Annotated in this window: 18 protein-coding genes; 6 read left to right on the plus strand and 12 right to left on the minus strand. The window is 65.9% G+C overall.

Annotated features, from left to right (window positions below; all coding sequences use genetic code 11):
- Window positions 1–34 precede the first annotated feature (34 nt).
- A complete protein-coding gene (locus tag BHK69_RS20845; RefSeq protein WP_069691769.1) occupies window positions 35–499 on the plus strand; it encodes a carboxymuconolactone decarboxylase family protein in 465 nt (154 codons plus the stop codon).
- On the plus strand, window positions 496–1413 hold the full coding sequence (locus BHK69_RS20850) for a sigma-70 family RNA polymerase sigma factor (RefSeq protein WP_069691770.1): 918 nt from the start codon (window positions 496–498) through the stop codon (window positions 1411–1413). The genes BHK69_RS20845 and BHK69_RS20850 overlap by 4 nt, the downstream gene beginning before the upstream one ends.
- Here the strand turns inward: BHK69_RS20850 and BHK69_RS20855 are convergent.
- The 5 genes from BHK69_RS20855 to clpS all read right to left on the minus strand — a co-directional run bounded on the left by BHK69_RS20855 (window position 1410) and on the right by clpS (window position 5863).
- Complete coding sequence (locus BHK69_RS20855; RefSeq protein ID WP_069691771.1) at window positions 1410–1766, minus strand: AzlD domain-containing protein; 357 nt, start codon at window positions 1764–1766, stop codon at window positions 1410–1412. The two genes, BHK69_RS20850 and BHK69_RS20855, sit on opposite strands and share 4 nt — an antisense overlap.
- Window positions 1763–2488 carry an AzlC family ABC transporter permease gene (locus tag BHK69_RS20860; RefSeq protein ID WP_083269583.1) on the minus strand — a complete coding sequence of 242 codons (726 nt, stop codon included), beginning with the start codon at window positions 2486–2488 and terminating at the stop codon, window positions 1763–1765. Before BHK69_RS20860 ends, BHK69_RS20855 begins: the two co-directional genes overlap by 4 nt.
- Before the next feature lie 166 nt (window positions 2489–2654).
- Window positions 2655–2927 carry a hypothetical protein gene (locus BHK69_RS20865; protein WP_069691772.1) on the minus strand — a complete coding sequence of 91 codons (273 nt, stop codon included), beginning with the start codon at window positions 2925–2927 and terminating at the stop codon, window positions 2655–2657.
- A gap of 4 nt (window positions 2928–2931) precedes the next feature.
- Window positions 2932–5460 carry an ATP-dependent Clp protease ATP-binding subunit ClpA gene (gene clpA / locus BHK69_RS20870; protein ID WP_069691773.1) on the minus strand — a complete coding sequence of 843 codons (2529 nt, stop codon included), beginning with the start codon at window positions 5458–5460 and terminating at the stop codon, window positions 2932–2934.
- Window positions 5461–5521: 61 nt separating this feature from the next.
- The gene (gene clpS / locus BHK69_RS20875) at window positions 5522–5863 is read right to left on the minus strand and encodes an ATP-dependent Clp protease adapter ClpS (protein WP_069693843.1); all 342 of its coding nucleotides are present in this window, start codon (window positions 5861–5863) and stop codon (window positions 5522–5524) included.
- 298 nt (window positions 5864–6161) lie between these two features.
- Here clpS and kdsA point away from each other — a divergent pair, with 298 nt between their 5' ends.
- Together kdsA and BHK69_RS20885 are read left to right on the plus strand one after the other, a co-directional pair.
- Window positions 6162–7031, plus strand: coding sequence for a 3-deoxy-8-phosphooctulonate synthase (kdsA, locus tag BHK69_RS20880; protein ID WP_069691774.1), 870 nt, complete (start codon window positions 6162–6164; stop codon window positions 7029–7031).
- 85 nt (window positions 7032–7116) lie between these two features.
- Entirely contained in the window at window positions 7117–8226 is a 1110-nt protein-coding gene (locus BHK69_RS20885; RefSeq protein WP_158516253.1) for an MFS transporter, read from the plus strand.
- A gap of 2 nt (window positions 8227–8228) precedes the next feature.
- Here the strand turns inward: BHK69_RS20885 and queF are convergent, their stop codons facing one another.
- From queF to BHK69_RS31615, 3 genes are read right to left on the minus strand one after another with little or no spacing between them, the layout of a single operon-like run.
- A complete protein-coding gene (gene queF / locus BHK69_RS20890) occupies window positions 8229–8684 on the minus strand; it encodes a preQ(1) synthase (protein ID WP_148663523.1) in 456 nt (151 codons plus the stop codon).
- On the minus strand, window positions 8681–9001 hold the full coding sequence (locus BHK69_RS20895; protein WP_069691777.1) for an addiction module antidote protein: 321 nt from the start codon (window positions 8999–9001) through the stop codon (window positions 8681–8683). The genes queF and BHK69_RS20895 overlap by 4 nt, the downstream gene beginning before the upstream one ends.
- On the minus strand, window positions 8994–9326 hold the full coding sequence (locus BHK69_RS31615; RefSeq protein WP_083269881.1) for a type II toxin-antitoxin system RelE/ParE family toxin: 333 nt from the start codon (window positions 9324–9326) through the stop codon (window positions 8994–8996). The genes BHK69_RS20895 and BHK69_RS31615 overlap by 8 nt, the downstream gene beginning before the upstream one ends.
- A gap of 111 nt (window positions 9327–9437) precedes the next feature.
- Between BHK69_RS31615 and eno the strand changes: the two genes are divergently transcribed.
- Window positions 9438–10721 (plus strand): phosphopyruvate hydratase, encoded by a 1284-nt coding sequence (eno, locus tag BHK69_RS20905; protein ID WP_069691779.1) that lies wholly within the window; start codon window positions 9438–9440, stop codon window positions 10719–10721.
- 120 nt (window positions 10722–10841) lie between these two features.
- Here eno and BHK69_RS32715 read toward each other — a convergent pair whose 3' ends face one another.
- Window positions 10842–11540: a hypothetical protein gene (locus tag BHK69_RS32715; RefSeq protein ID WP_069691780.1), complete on the minus strand. Its 699-nt coding sequence runs from the start codon at window positions 11538–11540 to the stop codon at window positions 10842–10844.
- 198 nt (window positions 11541–11738) lie between these two features.
- Between BHK69_RS32715 and BHK69_RS32720 the strand changes: the two genes are divergently transcribed.
- Window positions 11739–12728 (plus strand): DMT family transporter, encoded by a 990-nt coding sequence (locus BHK69_RS32720; protein WP_069691781.1) that lies wholly within the window; start codon window positions 11739–11741, stop codon window positions 12726–12728.
- Here BHK69_RS32720 and BHK69_RS20920 read toward each other — a convergent pair.
- Genes BHK69_RS20920 through BHK69_RS20930 form a run of 3 tightly spaced genes read right to left on the minus strand, consistent with a single transcriptional unit; the run spans window position 12651 to window position 15517 of the window.
- Window positions 12651–13436 (minus strand): hypothetical protein, encoded by a 786-nt coding sequence (locus BHK69_RS20920; RefSeq protein ID WP_244548265.1) that lies wholly within the window; start codon window positions 13434–13436, stop codon window positions 12651–12653. The genes BHK69_RS32720 and BHK69_RS20920 overlap by 78 nt on opposite strands.
- Window positions 13433–14599, minus strand: a complete 1167-nt coding sequence (gene tgt / locus BHK69_RS20925; RefSeq protein WP_069691782.1) for a tRNA guanosine(34) transglycosylase Tgt — start codon at window positions 14597–14599, stop codon at window positions 13433–13435. The genes BHK69_RS20920 and tgt overlap by 4 nt, the downstream gene beginning before the upstream one ends.
- Window positions 14600–14659: 60 nt before the next feature.
- Window positions 14660–15517, minus strand: coding sequence for a LysR family transcriptional regulator (locus BHK69_RS20930; protein WP_069691783.1), 858 nt, complete (start codon window positions 15515–15517; stop codon window positions 14660–14662).
- Window positions 15518–15542: the final 25 nt, after the last annotated feature.

Here is a 15542-nt window from a genome sequence, read left to right on the forward strand (position 1 = left end):
GTCTTGCCTTCATCATACACTGAAGGAGATCAAGATGACCCAACGCCTCAATGCCTTCCAGGTCGCCCCCGCCGCCCTCAACGCCGTAATCGCCATCGAGGGATACATCGGCGAATGCGGGCTCGAACATAGCCTGCTCGAACTGGTGAAGATGCGCGCCTCGCAGATCAATACCTGCGCCTATTGCCTGCACATGCACGCGGCCGATGCGCGCAAGGCCGGCGAGAGCGAGGTGCGGCTCTATCTGCTGAGCGCATGGCAGGAATCCGAGCTCTACACCCCGCGCGAGCGCGCTGCACTGGCGTGGACCGAGACCCTGACCCGACTTTCCGACGGCGCCCCAAGCGATGCGGCCTTCGCTGACCTGCGCGAACATTTCAGCGAGGTCGAATGCGTCAACCTGTCGGTGGCCATCGGCGCCATCAACATGTGGAACCGGATCAACTGCGGCTTCCGCACCCGGCATCCGCAGGACCGCAACCGCGCCGCCGCCGCATGACCGCCAGACCAGACAGCGCTTCCAGCAACGCGTTCGAGCAGCACAGGTCATTCCTGACCCGGCTGGCCTACCGCATGCTCGGCTCGGTCAGCGATGCCGAGGACGTGGTGCAGGATGCCTGGCTGCGCTGGCACGAGGCGGAACACGAAGACATCATCAACCCGCGCGCTTATCTGGCGCGCGTGGTGACCCGACTCTGCCTCGATCAGATGAAATCGGCCCGCAGCCGGCGCGAATTCTATGTCGGAACCTGGCTTCCGGAGCCGATCGTCGAGAGCCTCGGTGGCAGCGAGCCGGTGGATGACGAGCTCGATGCGCCGATCGCGCTGATGTTGGCGCTCGAACGGCTCTCGCCGCTGGAGCGGGCCGCTTTCCTGCTGCACGACATCTTCGATATCGGCTTTGCCGAAATCGCCCGCATGCTGGAGCGCAGCGAGGCCGCCTGCCGCCAGCTCGCCACCCGGGCGCGCCAGCATGTCCGGCTCGACCTGCCGCCGCGCAACAGCGTCTCTCGCGAGGAGGCTGCACGCTATGCCGAGGCCTTCTTCAAGGCCTCGCATCAATCCGATCCGACCCTGCTGCAACAACTGCTCGCGCGCGATGTCGTCCTGCACAGCGACGGCGGCGGCAAGGTGTCGGCCTCGATCAACCAGGTCTTCGGTTTCGACAAGGTCGCGCGCTTCTTCGCCGGCATCGCCCAGAAAGTCGCAAGGCTCGGTCGCTCGACCACGCGCTACGAGCCTGTGCTGATCAATGGCCTGCCCGGCTATGTCAGCCTCGAACGCGGCGAGACCTTGCAGGCGACCGCACTCGATATCCGTGACGGCCTGATCCATGCCATCTATGTCATCCGCAACCCCGACAAATTACGGCATGTATCGCCGCCGGACGGCCCGGATCACGTCTCGCTCTAAATCAGCAGCCACGCCCCGGCGACCAGCGTCGCCTCGCCCATGAGCACGGCGAGCATCACCCTGCGCCGGTCGAAGAGCATGATCGCCAGCGCGACAGTGAGCGCACCGATCCGCAAGCCCAGGGGCGCCGCCGCCAGGGCGCCGGGCGGCACGATGATCAGCTTGGCGACGACGCCAGCCAGAAGCGCGGTCGCGACCGCCCTCACCCATTCGAGTGCAGGCGATTCAGGCGGGATCCGCCGTGCGAAGGCAACCGCGAGCCAGCGCCAGATCTCGGTCGGCAGCACGGCAAAGAGCAGCAAGGCGAGATAGGGCCAATAGGCGCCGTCGAGGCCGGGAATAGGTTGCGTCATGCAGCCCTCCCGCGCTTGCGGCCGATCAGGAAGGCGATGCTGCCGGCGATCACTCCGGCAACGATCAGATCGAAGCCGCCACCGATGAAGCGGTCGCAGATCGGCGCCAGCACAAGGCCCAGCGCCATGGCTGCGATGTCACCGCGATGCCGGATGCCGGCCGCCAGCGAAACCAGGAAGAAGATCGGCGTCAGGCAGAGCAGCCCCGCCGCAAACGGAATCGGCAAGGCGTTGACGAGGTAGTAGCCCGAGAAGGTGCCGATCGAGCTGACCACCATGCAGGTATTGGCGAAGCCGAGGAAATAGGCGACGCGCTGCGGCGGCGGCACGCCAGGCAAGCGCCGCAAGCCCTCCGTCCAGGCCGTCACGGCGACATAATGCGACAGGGCAAGCTGGATCCAGATGCTCTGCCCGGGCCGGCGCAGCAAGGGCAGGATCGCGACCGTCATCGGCAGGAAGCGCAATGAGGCGAAGCCGATCGCGATCGCAATCGCGCTCCAGGCGGCGCCGGCGGCGATCGAGGCGAAGAAGATCACCTGCGACGGCCCGGCCCAGACCAGCATGGTCGACAGCACCGCGACTTCGACGGGATAGCCGACATCGCGCGCCAATGAGCCGATTCCGACGAGCCCGAAGCCGACGACCCAGGCCGGCAGCGAGAGCGCATCGCGCATGCCGGCCAGCGCCACACGCTGCCAGCTCCAGTCGGCCGATACGCTCATGAAGAGATGTGCACGCTTGCCCGATAGCCGCCGAGGACCACTCAGCCCCCACTTTCACGCGGGCGCTGCAAGCGTTCTACCCCGCACGCTGCGGCAAACCGATATCCGACGCCGCGCGGTCAGCCCTGCGTCAGCCGCAACCGGCCGATGGCCCGTAGCGAACGCCTCAGCGGCCGCCCTTCATGACGATGCCGATGAGCTCGTTGCCGAAATCGATCAACTCCTTGGGCACGCCGCCAACCGCCTTCACGCCGAGATAGATCAGGTAGCCGAAGGCCGGCACGAGAATCCAGCCCAGGATCTCCTCGAACAGCTTGCGCCGCCGCCGGCGCTGCTCGCGCTTCTCGAACCATCCGAGCTTCTGCTTGCGCGCCGGAGGCTCCGGCGCGGCTTCCGGCGCCTGCGCCAGAAGGGGGGCGGGTTTTCGCTTGAACCACACGGTCTCAGGCCTTGGTCAGAGGAACTTTCGGTACGGTCCTGACAAGACGCTGCGTCTTCGGCGCCTCGGGGGCACCGCCGGGCTTGCCAGCGGAGCCGCCTTTGGCAGGTCTCTTCGGTGATGTCGAGACCACAGGCTCGCTCGCCGCCTTGGCGCGCGGCTTGCGCTCGCGCTTCTCGCCTGCCGCCACGACGTCCTTTTCGGGCTTCGGCTTCACCGGCCCTTCCGGGAATTCGAGCCCCAGCACCTTGATGCCGGTCTCGGACTGGACCACCACGACCTTGACCGTGCCGCCATTCTTCAGGCGTCCGAACAGGACTTCGTCAGCGAGCGGCGTCTTGATCGTCTGCTGGATCAGGCGAGCCATCGGGCGGGCGCCCATTGCCTCGTCATAGCCGTTTTCGACCAGCCATTCGCGCGCCTCGTCGCTGAGTTCGATCGTGACGTTGCGATCGGCGAGCTGGGCTTCGAGCTGAAGCACGAACTTGTCGACGACGCGGGCCACGACCGTCTTCGGCAGATGGCTGAAGGAGACGACGGAATCGAGTCGGTTGCGGAACTCCGGCGCAAACAGCTTGTTGATCGCCTCGGTATCGTCGCCCTCGCGCTTCTGGCGGGTGAAGCCATAGGCGTTGCGGGCCATGTCGGCGGCACCGGCATTGGTCGTCATGATCAGGATGACGTTCCTGAAATCGACTTGCTTGCCGTTGTTGTCGGTCAATTTGCCGTGATCCATGACCTGCAACAGGATGTTGAACAGGTCGGGATGGGCCTTTTCGATCTCGTCGAGCAGCAGCACGGAATGCGGATGCTGGTCGATCTTGTCGGTCAGAAGTCCGCCCTGGTCGAAGCCGACATAGCCGGGAGGCGCGCCGATCAGCCGCGAAACGGTGTGGCGCTCCATATATTCCGACATGTCGAAGCGCACGAGTTCGACGCCCAGCGACGAGGCGAGCTGACGCGCGACCTCGGTCTTGCCGACGCCGGTCGGACCGGCGAAGAGATAGCAGCCGATCGGCTTCTCGCCGTCGCGCAGGCCGGCGCGCGCCAGCTTGATCGACGAGGACAGGGCCTCGATCGCCTTTTCCTGACCGTAAACGGTGCGCTTCAGCGTGCTCTCGAGATTGCGCAGCACCTCGGCATCGTCCTTGGAGACGGTCTTGGCCGGGATGCGCGCCATGGTCGCGATGGCGGCCTCGATCTCCTTCACGCCGATGACCTTCTTGCGCTTGCTTTCGACCACCAGCATCTGCGAAGCGCCGGTCTCGTCGATGACGTCGATCGCCTTGTCCGGCAGCTTGCGGTCATGGATGTAGCGGGCCGAGAGCTCGACCGCCGCCTTGATGGCGTCGGCCGTGTAACGCAGCTTGTGGAACTCCTCGAAATAGGGCTTCAGCCCCTTCAGGATCTCGATCGCGTCAGGAATCGACGGTTCGTTGACGTCGATCTTCTGGAAGCGGCGCACCAGCGCCCGGTCCTTCTCGAAATACTGGCGGTATTCCTTGTAGGTGGTCGAGCCGATGCAACGCAGTCCGCCGGAGGCCAAAGCCGGCTTCAGCAGATTGGAGGCGTCCATCGCGCCGCCCGAGGTCGCGCCCGCGCCGATCACCGTATGGATCTCGTCGATGAACATGATCGCCTTGGGGTGGGCCTCGATCTCCTTCATCACCTGCTTGAGGCGTTCCTCGAAATCGCCGCGATAGCGCGTACCGGCCAACAGCGTGCCCATGTCCAGCGAGAACACGGTCGCGTCCTCCAGGACCTCCGGCACCTCGCCGCGGATGATCTTGAGCGCCAGGCCCTCGGCGATGGCGGTCTTGCCGACGCCGGGTTCGCCAACCAGCAGCGGGTTGTTCTTCTGCCGGCGGCAGAGAATCTGGATGGTGCGCTGGACCTCGGCCTCGCGGCCGATCAGCGGATCGATACGGCCATCGCGCGCCTTGCGGTTGAGATTGACGCAATAGGCGTCGAGCGCGCTTTCCTTCTTCTTCTTGTCCTTGTCGGCGTCATTGCCCTGGTCGGCAGCGCGGGAATCGCGCTGCTGCTCAGGCTCCTCCTCGGCGCCGCGCACGGGCTTGGCCTCGCTCGCGCCGGGGCGCTTGGCAATGCCATGGCTGATGTAGTTGACCGCGTCGTAGCGGGTCATGTCCTGCTCCTGCAGGAAATAGGCAGCGTGGCTCTCGCGCTCGGCGAACATGGCGACGAGCACGTTTGCACCGGTCACCTCCTCGCGGCCCGAGGATTGGACGTGGATCACCGCGCGCTGGATCACGCGCTGGAAGCCCGCCGTCGGCTTGGAATCGTCACGCCCGTCGGTGACGAGGTTGGTCAGCTCCGCGTCGATGTAATCGACCAGATTGCGCCGCAGCGTGTCGAGATCGACGCTGCAGGCGCGCATGACCGCCGCCGCGTCCTGGTCGTCGACCAGGGCGAGCAGGAGATGTTCCAGCGTGGCATATTCGTGGTGGCGTTCATTGGCGAGGGCAAGAGCCCGGTGAAGCGCCTGTTCGAGACTGCGCGAGAAACTCGGCACGGATAGCGCTCCTATTCCGATGTCAGAGGTGAGACCGAATCCAGATCGTCCAAACGCAAGGCTACTTCTTCTCCATCACGCATTGCAGCGGGTGCATGTGCTTGCGTGCAAGATCCATGACGAGTGTCACCTTGGTCTCGGCGACCTCGTATGTGAAGACACCGCATTCGCCGACGCCGTTCTGATGCACATGCATCATGATCAGCGTCGCCTCGGCGCGGTCCTTGTTGAAGAAGCGTTCGAGAACGTGAACGACGAACTCCATCGGCGTGTAGTCGTCGTTCAGCAGCAGCACCCGGTAGAGATTGGGCTTGCGCGTCCGCGTCCGCGTCAGGACCGCGGTCCCTGTCCCGTCCCGGCCGCCATCTGACGGCGCGTTGGGGCGCTTGGGGCGCTCGACCATCTCGGCGGACGAACGTGGCACAATCACGGCGCGCCGATCCCTGTCGCCCCTTGCCTCACCCGTCATCGTCGCTGCTGTTCTCAAGATCGTTTCCCGGCGTTCCCACCCGACATAATGCTTCGTCCGCGAATTTACAGACCTCGCGGCTGCTTCGCCAGTCCGTTTGGCGCGATGCCTCCCAAGATTGCGGTGCAAGACAGCCTTGCCAGTGCAGACAGCTCTCGCTTGACCCACCCACGCCCCGGACCTAAGCCCGGCGGGTATCCTCGCCCAGGAACCTTGCCCAGGAATCGTGTCCATGACCGCCAACGCCATCGTCAGCATCGGCACCGACCTCGCCCGGCCGGTGCGTTTCGGCAACAGCCTGCCGCTTTCGCTGATCGCCGGCCCCTGCCAGATGGAAAGCCGCGAGCATGCGCTCGAGATGGCCTTCGCCCTGAAGGAAATCTCGGAACGCCTGGACATCGGCATCGTCTTCAAGACCTCGTTCGACAAGGCCAACCGCACCAGCGCCCGGGGCCAGCGCGGCATGGGCCTCGACGCCGCCCTGCCCGTCTTCGCCGAGATCCGCGAGCGCACCGGCTTGCCCGTCCTGACCGATGTGCATGAAGCAAGCCAATGCGCCGCCGTCGCCGAAGTCGTCGACGTGCTGCAGATCCCGGCCTTTCTCTGCCGCCAGACCGATCTCCTCGTCGCGGCGGCCAGGACCGGCCGTGTCGTCAACGTCAAGAAGGGCCAGTTCCTGGCGCCATGGGACATGGTCAATGTCGCCGCCAAGATCACCGAGAGCGGCAATCCCAACGTCATGCTGACCGAGCGCGGCGCCTCCTTCGGCTACAACACGCTGGTCTCCGACATGCGAGCCCTGCCGATCATGGCCGAGATCGGCGCGCCGGTGATCTTCGACGCCACCCATTCGGTGCAGCAGCCGGGCGGCAAGGGTTCTTCCTCCGGCGGGCAGCGCGAATTCGTGCCGGTGCTAGCCCGGGCCGCCGTCGCCGTCGGAGTCGCCGGCGTCTTCATCGAGACCCATCCCGATCCGGACAAGGCCCCCTCGGACGGCCCCAACATGGTACCGCTCGCCGACTTCCCTGCGCTGATCGCAGAGCTGCAAGGCTTTGACCTGCTTGCCAAGGCACGCGCCTTGCCTACGCTGGCTTATGTCTGAAAGCCCCGCTGCTTCGCCAACGCCTGCCTCGCTGCGCCCCCTCATCCTCGTCCTCGGAGCCTGTGGCTTCGCATCGACCTTCACGATGCGGATCGTCGATCCGCTGATTCCGACGCTGGCGAACGAATTCGCACAGACCGTGCCGCAGATCGTGGCGATGGTGACGGCGTTCTCGCTGTCTTATGCGCTGGGCCAGCCCTTCCTCGGCCCTATCGCCGACTCGATCGGCAAGGTGCGCACCATCCTGATCTGCCTGATCGTCCTGGCGACGCTCTCGACCACCGCAGCCTTCTCCTGGTCCTACGAGACGATGACCCTGCTGCGCGCACTGACCGGCATCGCCTCGGGCGGCGTCATTCCCATCGCCATGGCGGCGATCGGCGATCGCGCCCCGATGCAGGAGCGCCAGGTCGCGCTCGGGCACTTCCTGGTGCTGATGATCGTGGGGCAGATGTCGGGCTCGGCCTGCTCCGGCCTGATCGCGACCCATGCGGGCTGGCGCGCGGCCTTCCTGTCGGCGGCGGCGATCGCGATCCTGGCTGCGCTTCTCGTCGCCTTCGTGCTGAAGCCGCGCCGCAATGTCGCACGCCAACCCTTGAGCCTCTCGGGCGCGATCGCGAACTACAAGACGGTGTTCTCGAATCCCAAGACCAAGCTGCTCTACGGCCTCGTCATCACCGAGGGTGTCCTGCTCTTCGGCGTCCCGTCCTATGTCGCGGCGATCCTAGCCGAGCGCTCGGGTGTCGGCCCGGCACAAGCCGGCTTCGCCATCGCCGGCATGGGCTTCGGCTGCCTGGTTTATGGGCTTCTAACCCGGATCCTGGTCGAGCGCCTCGGCCCCTCGCTGATGACGCGCGTCGGCGGGGCCATCTGCGCCTGCGCACTCGCGCTGTTTGCCTTCGACTGGCCCTGGTGGAGCGCGATCATCCTCTTCAGCTTCCAGGGTTTCGGCTTCTTCCTGCTGCACGGCACCTTCCAGGCGCAGGCGACAGAGCTCGCGCCGAGCGTGCGCGGATCGGCGGTCGCCCTGTTCGCCTGCTGCTTCTTTCTTGGTCAGGCGATAGGGCCGGTGGTGATGGGCGTGCTGATGCACCTCATCGGCACGGGCGCCGCGATCGTGATCTTCGCCATCGCGATCGCCACGCTCGGGCAACTCACACCGCGCATCCTGCCGCTGGCCGGCAGCCGAACCTGAGATCAGCGGCCGCGATAGGGTGCGACGCCCTGATCGGGCAACCAGAGGCCCTTGGGCGGCTCGCCCGTCTGCCAGAACACGTCGATCGGGATGCCGCCGCGCGGATACCAGTAGCCGCCGATGCGGAACCAGACCGGCTGCAACAGCTCGACCAGCGTCTTGCCGATCCCGACCGTGCAGTCCTCGTGGAAGGCGCCATGGTTGCGGAAGGCGCCGAGATAGAGCTTCAGCGACTTGGATTCGACCAGCCAGTCGCCCGGCAGATAGTCGATCACCAGGATGCCGAAATCGGGCTGTCCGGTGACCGGGCAGATCGAGGTGAATTCCGGGCAGGTGAAGCGGGCGAGATAGTTCGTGCCGGCATGCGGGTTGGGCACGCGGTCGAGGCGTGCTTCGTCCGGCGAGGCGGGCAAGGCGCTGTGCTGGCCGAGTTGCAGGGTCGAGGCGTCGAGGGTCATGATGTCAGGCTCTGCAGGGGGTCTGGCGATGCGACATGTCGCTTGCCGGTCATTTCGAATCCGATCGCCTTTAGCACAGCCAATGTGGTTTCTAGCGTCGGATTGCCGTTTTCGCTGAGCGACTTGTAGAGCTGCTCGCGCGCCAACCCGGTCTCGCGAGCGATCTTTGTCATTCCCTTCGCACGAGCGACGACGCCAAGCGCCTGCGCGATATAGCGCGCATTGCCGCTGGCAAAGGCATCGTCGAGGAAGAGTTCGACCGCTTCATCGGATTTCAGCGCATCCGCGGGGTCGTAATCATCGAGTTTGTCAGTCATCCCGATCCTCCCATTCCGCAGCCAGTTGCTTTGCCGCCCTGATATCGCGCTCTTGCGTGCTTTTGTCGCCACCGCACAGCAGGATGATGATCTGGTCACCGCGCCTCCGGAAATAGACGCGATAGCCGGGGCCGTGGTGAATGCGGATTTCACTGACGCCACCGCCGACTGCGGAGACGTCCCCTGTGAGACCATTGGCGAGACGAAAGAGGCGTGCAGCGATGGCTGCTCTTGCCTTGGCGTCCTTGAGCCTGCGCTCCCATTTGCGAAATGTCTCAGTCTGCTTGAGATGAAGCGTGACGGTTTGTAATTTATAAAATACAATCCGTCAAGCGAGAGCTGGATATGCGCAAACGCCACCCGCCCCTTTCCGTTCGGCGCTGCGTTGGCTAGAAGCGCGCCATCACTCCTGTCCTGCCGTTCTCCGGAGCTTCCCATGACCGCGATCATCGACATCATCGGCCGTCAGATCCTCGACAGCCGCGGCAACCCGACCGTCGAGGTCGATGTCGTGCTCGAAGACGGCTCGATGGGCCGCGCCGCCGTTCCCTCCGGCGCCTCGACCGGCGCGCATGAGGCGGTCGAGCTGCGCGACGGCGACAAGAGCCGCTATCTCGGCAAGGGCGTGCTCAAGGCGGTCGAGGCCGTCAATGTCGCGATCGCTGAACAGCTCGTCGCCATGGACGCCGAGGATCAGGTCGCCATCGACGCGGCGATGATCGAGCTCGACGGCACCCCCAACAAGAGCAAGCTCGGCGCCAACGCCATCCTCGGCGTCTCGCTCGCCGTCGCCAAGGCCGCGGCCGAAGCCTCGGGCCTGGCGCTCTACCGCTATGTCGGCGGCACGCAGGCGCGTGTCCTGCCCGTGCCGATGATGAACATCGTCAATGGCGGCGCCCATGCCGACAATCCGATCGACTTCCAGGAATTCATGGTCATGCCGATCGGCGCGCCCTCCTTCGCGGAGGCACTGCGCATGGGCTCGGAGATCTTCCACACGCTGAAGAAGGCGCTGCACGACGCCGGCCACAACACCAATGTCGGCGACGAGGGCGGCTTTGCGCCGAACCTGAAATCGGCCGAAGCCGCGCTCGATTTCGTCATGCAGGCGGTCGAGAAGGCCGGCTACAAGCCCGGCGAGGACATCGCGCTGGCGCTCGACTGCGCCGCAACCGAGTTCTTCAAGGACGGCTCCTATGTCTATGAAGGCGAACGCAAAACCCGCGATCCCAAGACGCAGGCCAAATACCTCGCCAAGCTCGTCGGCAATTATCCGATTGTCTCGATCGAGGACGGCATGGCCGAGGATGACTGGGAAGGCTGGAAGGCGCTGACCGACGCGATCGGCTCGAAGTGCCAGCTCGTCGGCGACGATCTCTTCGTCACGAACGTGACGCGCCTGTCGCGCGGCATCAAGGCGAAGACGGCGAACTCGATCCTGGTCAAGGTCAACCAGATCGGCACTCTGACCGAGACGCTGGCTGCCGTCGAAATGGCGCAGCGCGCCGGCTACACCGCCGTGATGTCGCATCGCTCGGGCGAGACAGAGGATTCGACCATCGCCGATCTCTCGGTCGCGACCAATTGCGGGCAGATCAAGACCGGTTCGCTCGCCCGCTCCGATCGGACGGCGAAATACAACCAGCTCCTGCGTATCGAGGAAGAGTTGGGCGCACAGGCGATCTATGCCGGGCGCGACGCGCTGAAGGCCCTCGCCTGAGGCGCTCAAGCGCTTTCGAGCGAAGTCGATTACCGGTTCGTGTGAAGAAAGCGCGTTAAAACAAAGGCCTAGGGCAATCTTACGATCCAATCGGATCGTCAGATTGCCTAGGCAAACCCGCTAAAGGCGCGGCAACAGGCTGGATGCCTGCGACAGCGTCCAGAAACCCGCCGCGCCGACGGTTCCAACGGCGCTCGACATGACGTCGCCGACGCGCGCGACCGGCTCGGGCACGGCCCGGCCGAGGATCGTCGGCGCTGGCCGCGCCGCAGCCACAGGTTCGAACCCGTCCGACACTGCCGCGGCTTCGACCACCTGAACCGCCGGCAAGATCAGCTGCGGCGCCGCTTCCGCGACCTGGTGCGAGCGCTCGCTCGCCGGCACTGCCTTCTCGCCCGCCGGCGCGATCTTGCGGACAGGCGGCAGCACCTGCGCCGTCCGTGCATGAACCTCGGCGGTCACGACCGGGCTGGGCTGAGGCACGGACGGCAATCCGGTCTCAGGCTGCGCCCAGGCCACCGCCATCGGCATCGCCGAAGCAGCCGGCACGATCAGACCGCGCGCGCTCAGCGATTGCGTCAGCGCCTCGCCGCCCCCCGCATCGTGATGGCGCTCTCTGATCTTGCCGTCCGGCGCGACGGGAGAGATCCAGCCTCGAGATTCGGCCTTCGCCGCGATCAGGCCAGGTGCGGTCGTGACCGCCTCGGGCAAAGCGAAAAAGGCCGCCGCGACCGCAGACGCCACGATCGAGACCGCGGCCTGATTGCCGACATGGCCGAGAAAGCGCTTCGAATCGGCGAATACGGAGGAAAGGGACATGTTCGGTTCTCCATGAACCTGCTCAGAGAGCCGCCTGCAGCCGGCGCGAGAAAGGCCGAAGCAAGGTGCAATTGCGATCGATCATCTCGGTTTGTTTCTGTTGCACCGCAAAGTCTCTGCTGCACGGCGGAAAAATCGCACAGCTCCCATGCACCGCACCCTCTAACGGGAGAGCCGACGGGCGCGATAATAAGGGGCATGCATAAGATCCTGCCGCTTTCGGAGCCCATGCTGGCGCGAGATCGCCAGCGCTGGCGGCTCGCCTTCGGTGGCATGGTCGTGGCCATGGTGATCTTCGGCGCGAACTTCGTCGTCAGCCGGCACGCCATCCTCAACGGGCTCAGCCCGCATGATCTGCTGGCGTTGCGCTTCGGCACGGCCGGGCTCATCCTGCTGCCGACCTTCCTCTCAGGCGGCCTCTCCACTTGCGGGGGCGTGGGCTGGGGCCGGGGCGCCACGCTCGCGATCATGAGCGGGCTGCCGATGAGCTATCTGCTGCTGACCGGGCTGACCTATGCGCCGGCAGCCCATGGCGCGACGATCGGCCCGGGACTGGTGACCGTGATCGGCATCGTCGGCGGCGTCATCCTGTTCGCCACGGCGCTGACGCGGCAGCTTGTCCTCGGCATCGGCGCGGTGCTCTTCGGGCTCGCCTGCCTCGCCATCGCCGGCAGCACGCACACCAATCCGACGATCCTTCTCGGCGACCTCTGCTTCCTCGGTGTCGGGTTGATCTGGGGATGCTACCCCTTGCTGATCCAGCTCTGGCGCGTCGATGCGCTGAAGGCGACCGCGATCGTCTCGGTGCTGTCGATGGTCTATCTGCCCTTCTACGCACTGTTCTATTTTCGCGGCTTCGATGTCGCGCCCTGGTGGGTCATCGTGCTGCACGGCATCAATCAGGGCGTGCTCAACGTGATCCTGGGCCTGTGGATCTGGAGCTGGGCGGCGCGCGTGCTGGGCCCGGCCGTGGTTGGCCGTTTCCCGCCGATGATCCCCGTCATCGGCACGCTTTTGGGCATCCCCGTCCTCGGCGAAATCCCGGGCGGCCTCCAGATCGCCGGCATCGGGCTGATCATCGGCGGCCTGTTCGTCGCCTCCTGGCGGCGCTCAGCCCCGGCCGCGCTTGAGCCGCATCAGGCCGAGATTCCAGACGATGCAGATGGCGAGCCCCAGCGCCAGCGATAGGCCGGAACCGAGCGCCACGGCGCTGAGATGGACGCTGCCGATCGCCAGCCCGAAGCCGATCAACCCGAGCGCGCTGTTGGCGATGACGGCCGCCATGGCCGGCCCACCGATGCGCGGCTGCAGCATCGCGATCATGCTCGACAGCACGATCGGGAACGCCGCGAGCACGCCAGACCAGGCCGGGCCGACATGGCTGCTGACAGTGGTGACGGTGCCCGCCAGCATGGCGACAGCGCCCGCGCGCAGCGGGATCGCGTACCAAGGCCGGGCCGACACCGCCTTCGGCCGCGCCGCGAGATAGGGCCGGAACAGCAGGTGCAGCGCGCCGAAGCCGACGACCGTGGCGCAGACCAGAACGATGAAGGACGGCTCGAGCGCCCGCAGCATCATCGCGGCCACCAACCAGGCCGCCAGCGCCGCACCAAGGCTGAGCAACGTGCCAAAGCGCTGCGCCAGCAGGACATAGGCCAGCGACAACCCGGTATTGGCGAGATTGGCGGACATGCTGCCAAGCGCGCCGGCCGCCAGGAAAGCGGGCTCGTGCTCCAGCGCGAGGAAGACATAGACCGGTCCCGCCGAGATCGGCAGCGTCGCGATCATCGCCGCGACCATCGGCCCGGAACGCTCGGCCAGCAGCGAACAGCCAACGACGACCGACGCTGCGACCGCCATCTTGGCGAAGAGCAGGACGAACCAGGGGTCGATCACGCCGGCTCGCCGGCGGGCTCTCCCCGCGCCCAGCCTTCCTTGGTCTCGGCAATGAAATCCTGGAGCCGCCCTTGCGCGATCGCGGCGCGCAGGCCCGCCATCAGATCCTGATAATAAGCGAGATTGACCCAGGTCAGCAGCATCTTGCCGAGCATCTCCTCGGCCTTGACGAGGTGGTGGAGATAGGCGCGCGCATAGCCATTCGCAGCCTGGCAGGACGATTGCGGGTCGATCGGCCGCGGATCCTCGGCATGCTTGGCGTTCTTCAGGTTCATCCGGCCAAAGCGCGTGAAGATCTGGCCGTGGCGGCCGGCGCGCGTCGGCATCACGCAGTCGAACATGTCGATGCCGCGCGAGACCGCCTCGACGAGATCGTCGGGCGTGCCGACGCCCATCAGATAGCGCGGCTTCTCCACTGGTAGATGCGGCTCGACCGTCTCGATCATCGCCAGCATGATGTCTTGCGGTTCGCCGACGGCGAGGCCGCCGATGGCGTAGCCCTTGAGATCCATGGCGACGAGTTCGCGCGCACTCTCGACCCTGAGCGCCGGCACCACCCCGCCCTGGACGATGCCGAAGAGCGCCCGCCCTGCCGGATTGCCGAAGGCTGTCTTGCAACGCTCGGCCCAGCGCAGCGACAAGCGCATCGCCTTTTCCGCCACCTTGTCCTCGCAAGGCAGCGAGACGCATTCGTCGAGCTGCATCACGATGTCGGAGCCGAGCAGGTTCTGGATCTCGACCGAGCGCTCGGGCGTGAGCACATGCTTCGAACCGTCGATATGCGACTGGAAGGTGACGCCCTCCTCCGTCAGCTTGCGCAGCTGGGAGAGCGACATCACCTGGAAGCCGCCGGAATCGGTCAGGATCGGGTGCGGCCAGTTCATGAATTTGTGCAGGCCGCCGAGCTTCGCCACGCGCTCCGCGCCCGGCCGCAGCATCAGATGATAGGTGTTGCCGAGCACCACATCGGCGCCGAGCGCCTTGACCTGTTCGGGATACATGCCCTTGACGGTCGCGGCGGTGCCGACCGGCATGAAGGCGGGCGTCCGAATGACGCCGCGCGGCATGCGAATCTCGCCGGTGCGGGCGGCGCCGTCGCGGGCGGCGAGATGGAAGCTGAAATCGGACCTGCTGGCGTCGGTCGTGATGGTGTCGGTTGTCATGGCCAGCGGGTTAGCGCAGCGCGGCCCGCGAAGGAAGTGCCGCCCACGCTCGTCGCCCGTTCACGACACGCGAGCCAAGGCCGCGACGAGGTGCGCGGCCAGAAGCGTCGCTGCCTGCGGCGGGTTGGCCGCGCAGTGCAATCGGATGTCGGCCTTCGGCAAGGGCGGCAGACCGTCTTCCGGCTTCAGCATGCGCAGGGTCGGCGGGCAGGTGCCGGCCTTGACGACGGTGACGGCCAGGCCCTGTGCCGCCACGGCCTCGACCGCGCCGAGGCTGTGGCTGACGAAGGCAAGCCGCCAGCGCAGCCCGGCGCGATCGAGTTCGACCGTCGCCCATTGCCTGAACAGGCAGCCTTGCGGATAGAGCGCGACCGGGAGTGGCCGCTGCACCAGCGCCGAGCGCGTCGCGCCCACGGCCCAGACCGCCTGCTCGTGCCGAAGAAAGGTCCCGCCGCCCTGTCCCTGCGGATGCATCGCGATGACGAGATCGAACGCATCGCCCAGACGCTCCGTCATGGTCCCGGTCAAACCCGTCTGCATCTCGACCTGGATGCGCGGATAGAGCGCGGCAAAACTCGCCAGCAGCGGCGGTATGACGAGCGTGCCATAATCATCCATGACGCCAAGTCGGACCTGGCCCTCCAGGCGATGCTCGGTCAGCCGCGCGACCGCTTCCGCGTTGATGGCCAGGATTTGCCGCGCATAGCCGATCAGCGCTTCGCCGGGAGCGCTCAGCTCGACATGCACCGTGCTGCGGACGAGGAGTTCCGACCCGAGCCGATCCTCCAGCCGCTTGACCTGCATGCTGACCGCCGACTGGGTGCGGTTGAGCTGCGACGCGGCGCGCGTGAACGAACGCAGCTCCGCGACCGCGACGAATGCCTGCAGCAGATCAGGGTCGAGCTTCGCGACACTCATCAGAACTCCTGATCAAGCTTATACC

It is taken from the genome of Bosea vaviloviae, assembly GCF_001741865.1.
Taxonomy (GTDB): domain Bacteria; phylum Pseudomonadota; class Alphaproteobacteria; order Rhizobiales; family Beijerinckiaceae; genus Allobosea; species Allobosea vaviloviae.

Excerpts from the sequence above, each read along its gene's own strand:
- eno (WP_069691779.1), top strand. The coding sequence starts at position 9,438 with ATGACCGCGATCATCGACATCATCGGCCGTCAGATCCTCGACAGCCGC.
- BHK69_RS32720 (WP_069691781.1), top strand. The coding sequence starts at position 11,739 with ATGCATAAGATCCTGCCGCTTTCGGAGCCCATGCTGGCGCGAGATCGC.
- BHK69_RS20860 (WP_083269583.1), bottom strand. The coding sequence starts at position 2,488 with ATGAGCGTATCGGCCGACTGGAGCTGGCAGCGTGTGGCGCTGGCCGGC.
- tgt (WP_069691782.1), bottom strand. The coding sequence starts at position 14,599 with ATGACAACCGACACCATCACGACCGACGCCAGCAGGTCCGATTTCAGC.
- BHK69_RS20850 (WP_069691770.1), top strand. The coding sequence starts at position 496 with ATGACCGCCAGACCAGACAGCGCTTCCAGCAACGCGTTCGAGCAGCAC.
- clpS (WP_069693843.1), bottom strand. The coding sequence starts at position 5,863 with ATGGTCGAGCGCCCCAAGCGCCCCAACGCGCCGTCAGATGGCGGCCGG.
- BHK69_RS20895 (WP_069691777.1), bottom strand. The coding sequence starts at position 9,001 with ATGACTGACAAACTCGATGATTACGACCCCGCGGATGCGCTGAAATCC.
- BHK69_RS20845 (WP_069691769.1), top strand. The coding sequence starts at position 35 with ATGACCCAACGCCTCAATGCCTTCCAGGTCGCCCCCGCCGCCCTCAAC.
- BHK69_RS32715 (WP_069691780.1), bottom strand. The coding sequence starts at position 11,540 with ATGTCCCTTTCCTCCGTATTCGCCGATTCGAAGCGCTTTCTCGGCCAT.
- BHK69_RS20855 (WP_069691771.1), bottom strand. The coding sequence starts at position 1,766 with ATGACGCAACCTATTCCCGGCCTCGACGGCGCCTATTGGCCCTATCTC.
- queF (WP_148663523.1), bottom strand. The coding sequence starts at position 8,684 with ATGACCCTCGACGCCTCGACCCTGCAACTCGGCCAGCACAGCGCCTTG.
- BHK69_RS20885 (WP_158516253.1), top strand. The coding sequence starts at position 7,117 with ATGCGGATCGTCGATCCGCTGATTCCGACGCTGGCGAACGAATTCGCA.
- BHK69_RS20930 (WP_069691783.1), bottom strand. The coding sequence starts at position 15,517 with ATGAGTGTCGCGAAGCTCGACCCTGATCTGCTGCAGGCATTCGTCGCG.
- kdsA (WP_069691774.1), top strand. The coding sequence starts at position 6,162 with ATGACCGCCAACGCCATCGTCAGCATCGGCACCGACCTCGCCCGGCCG.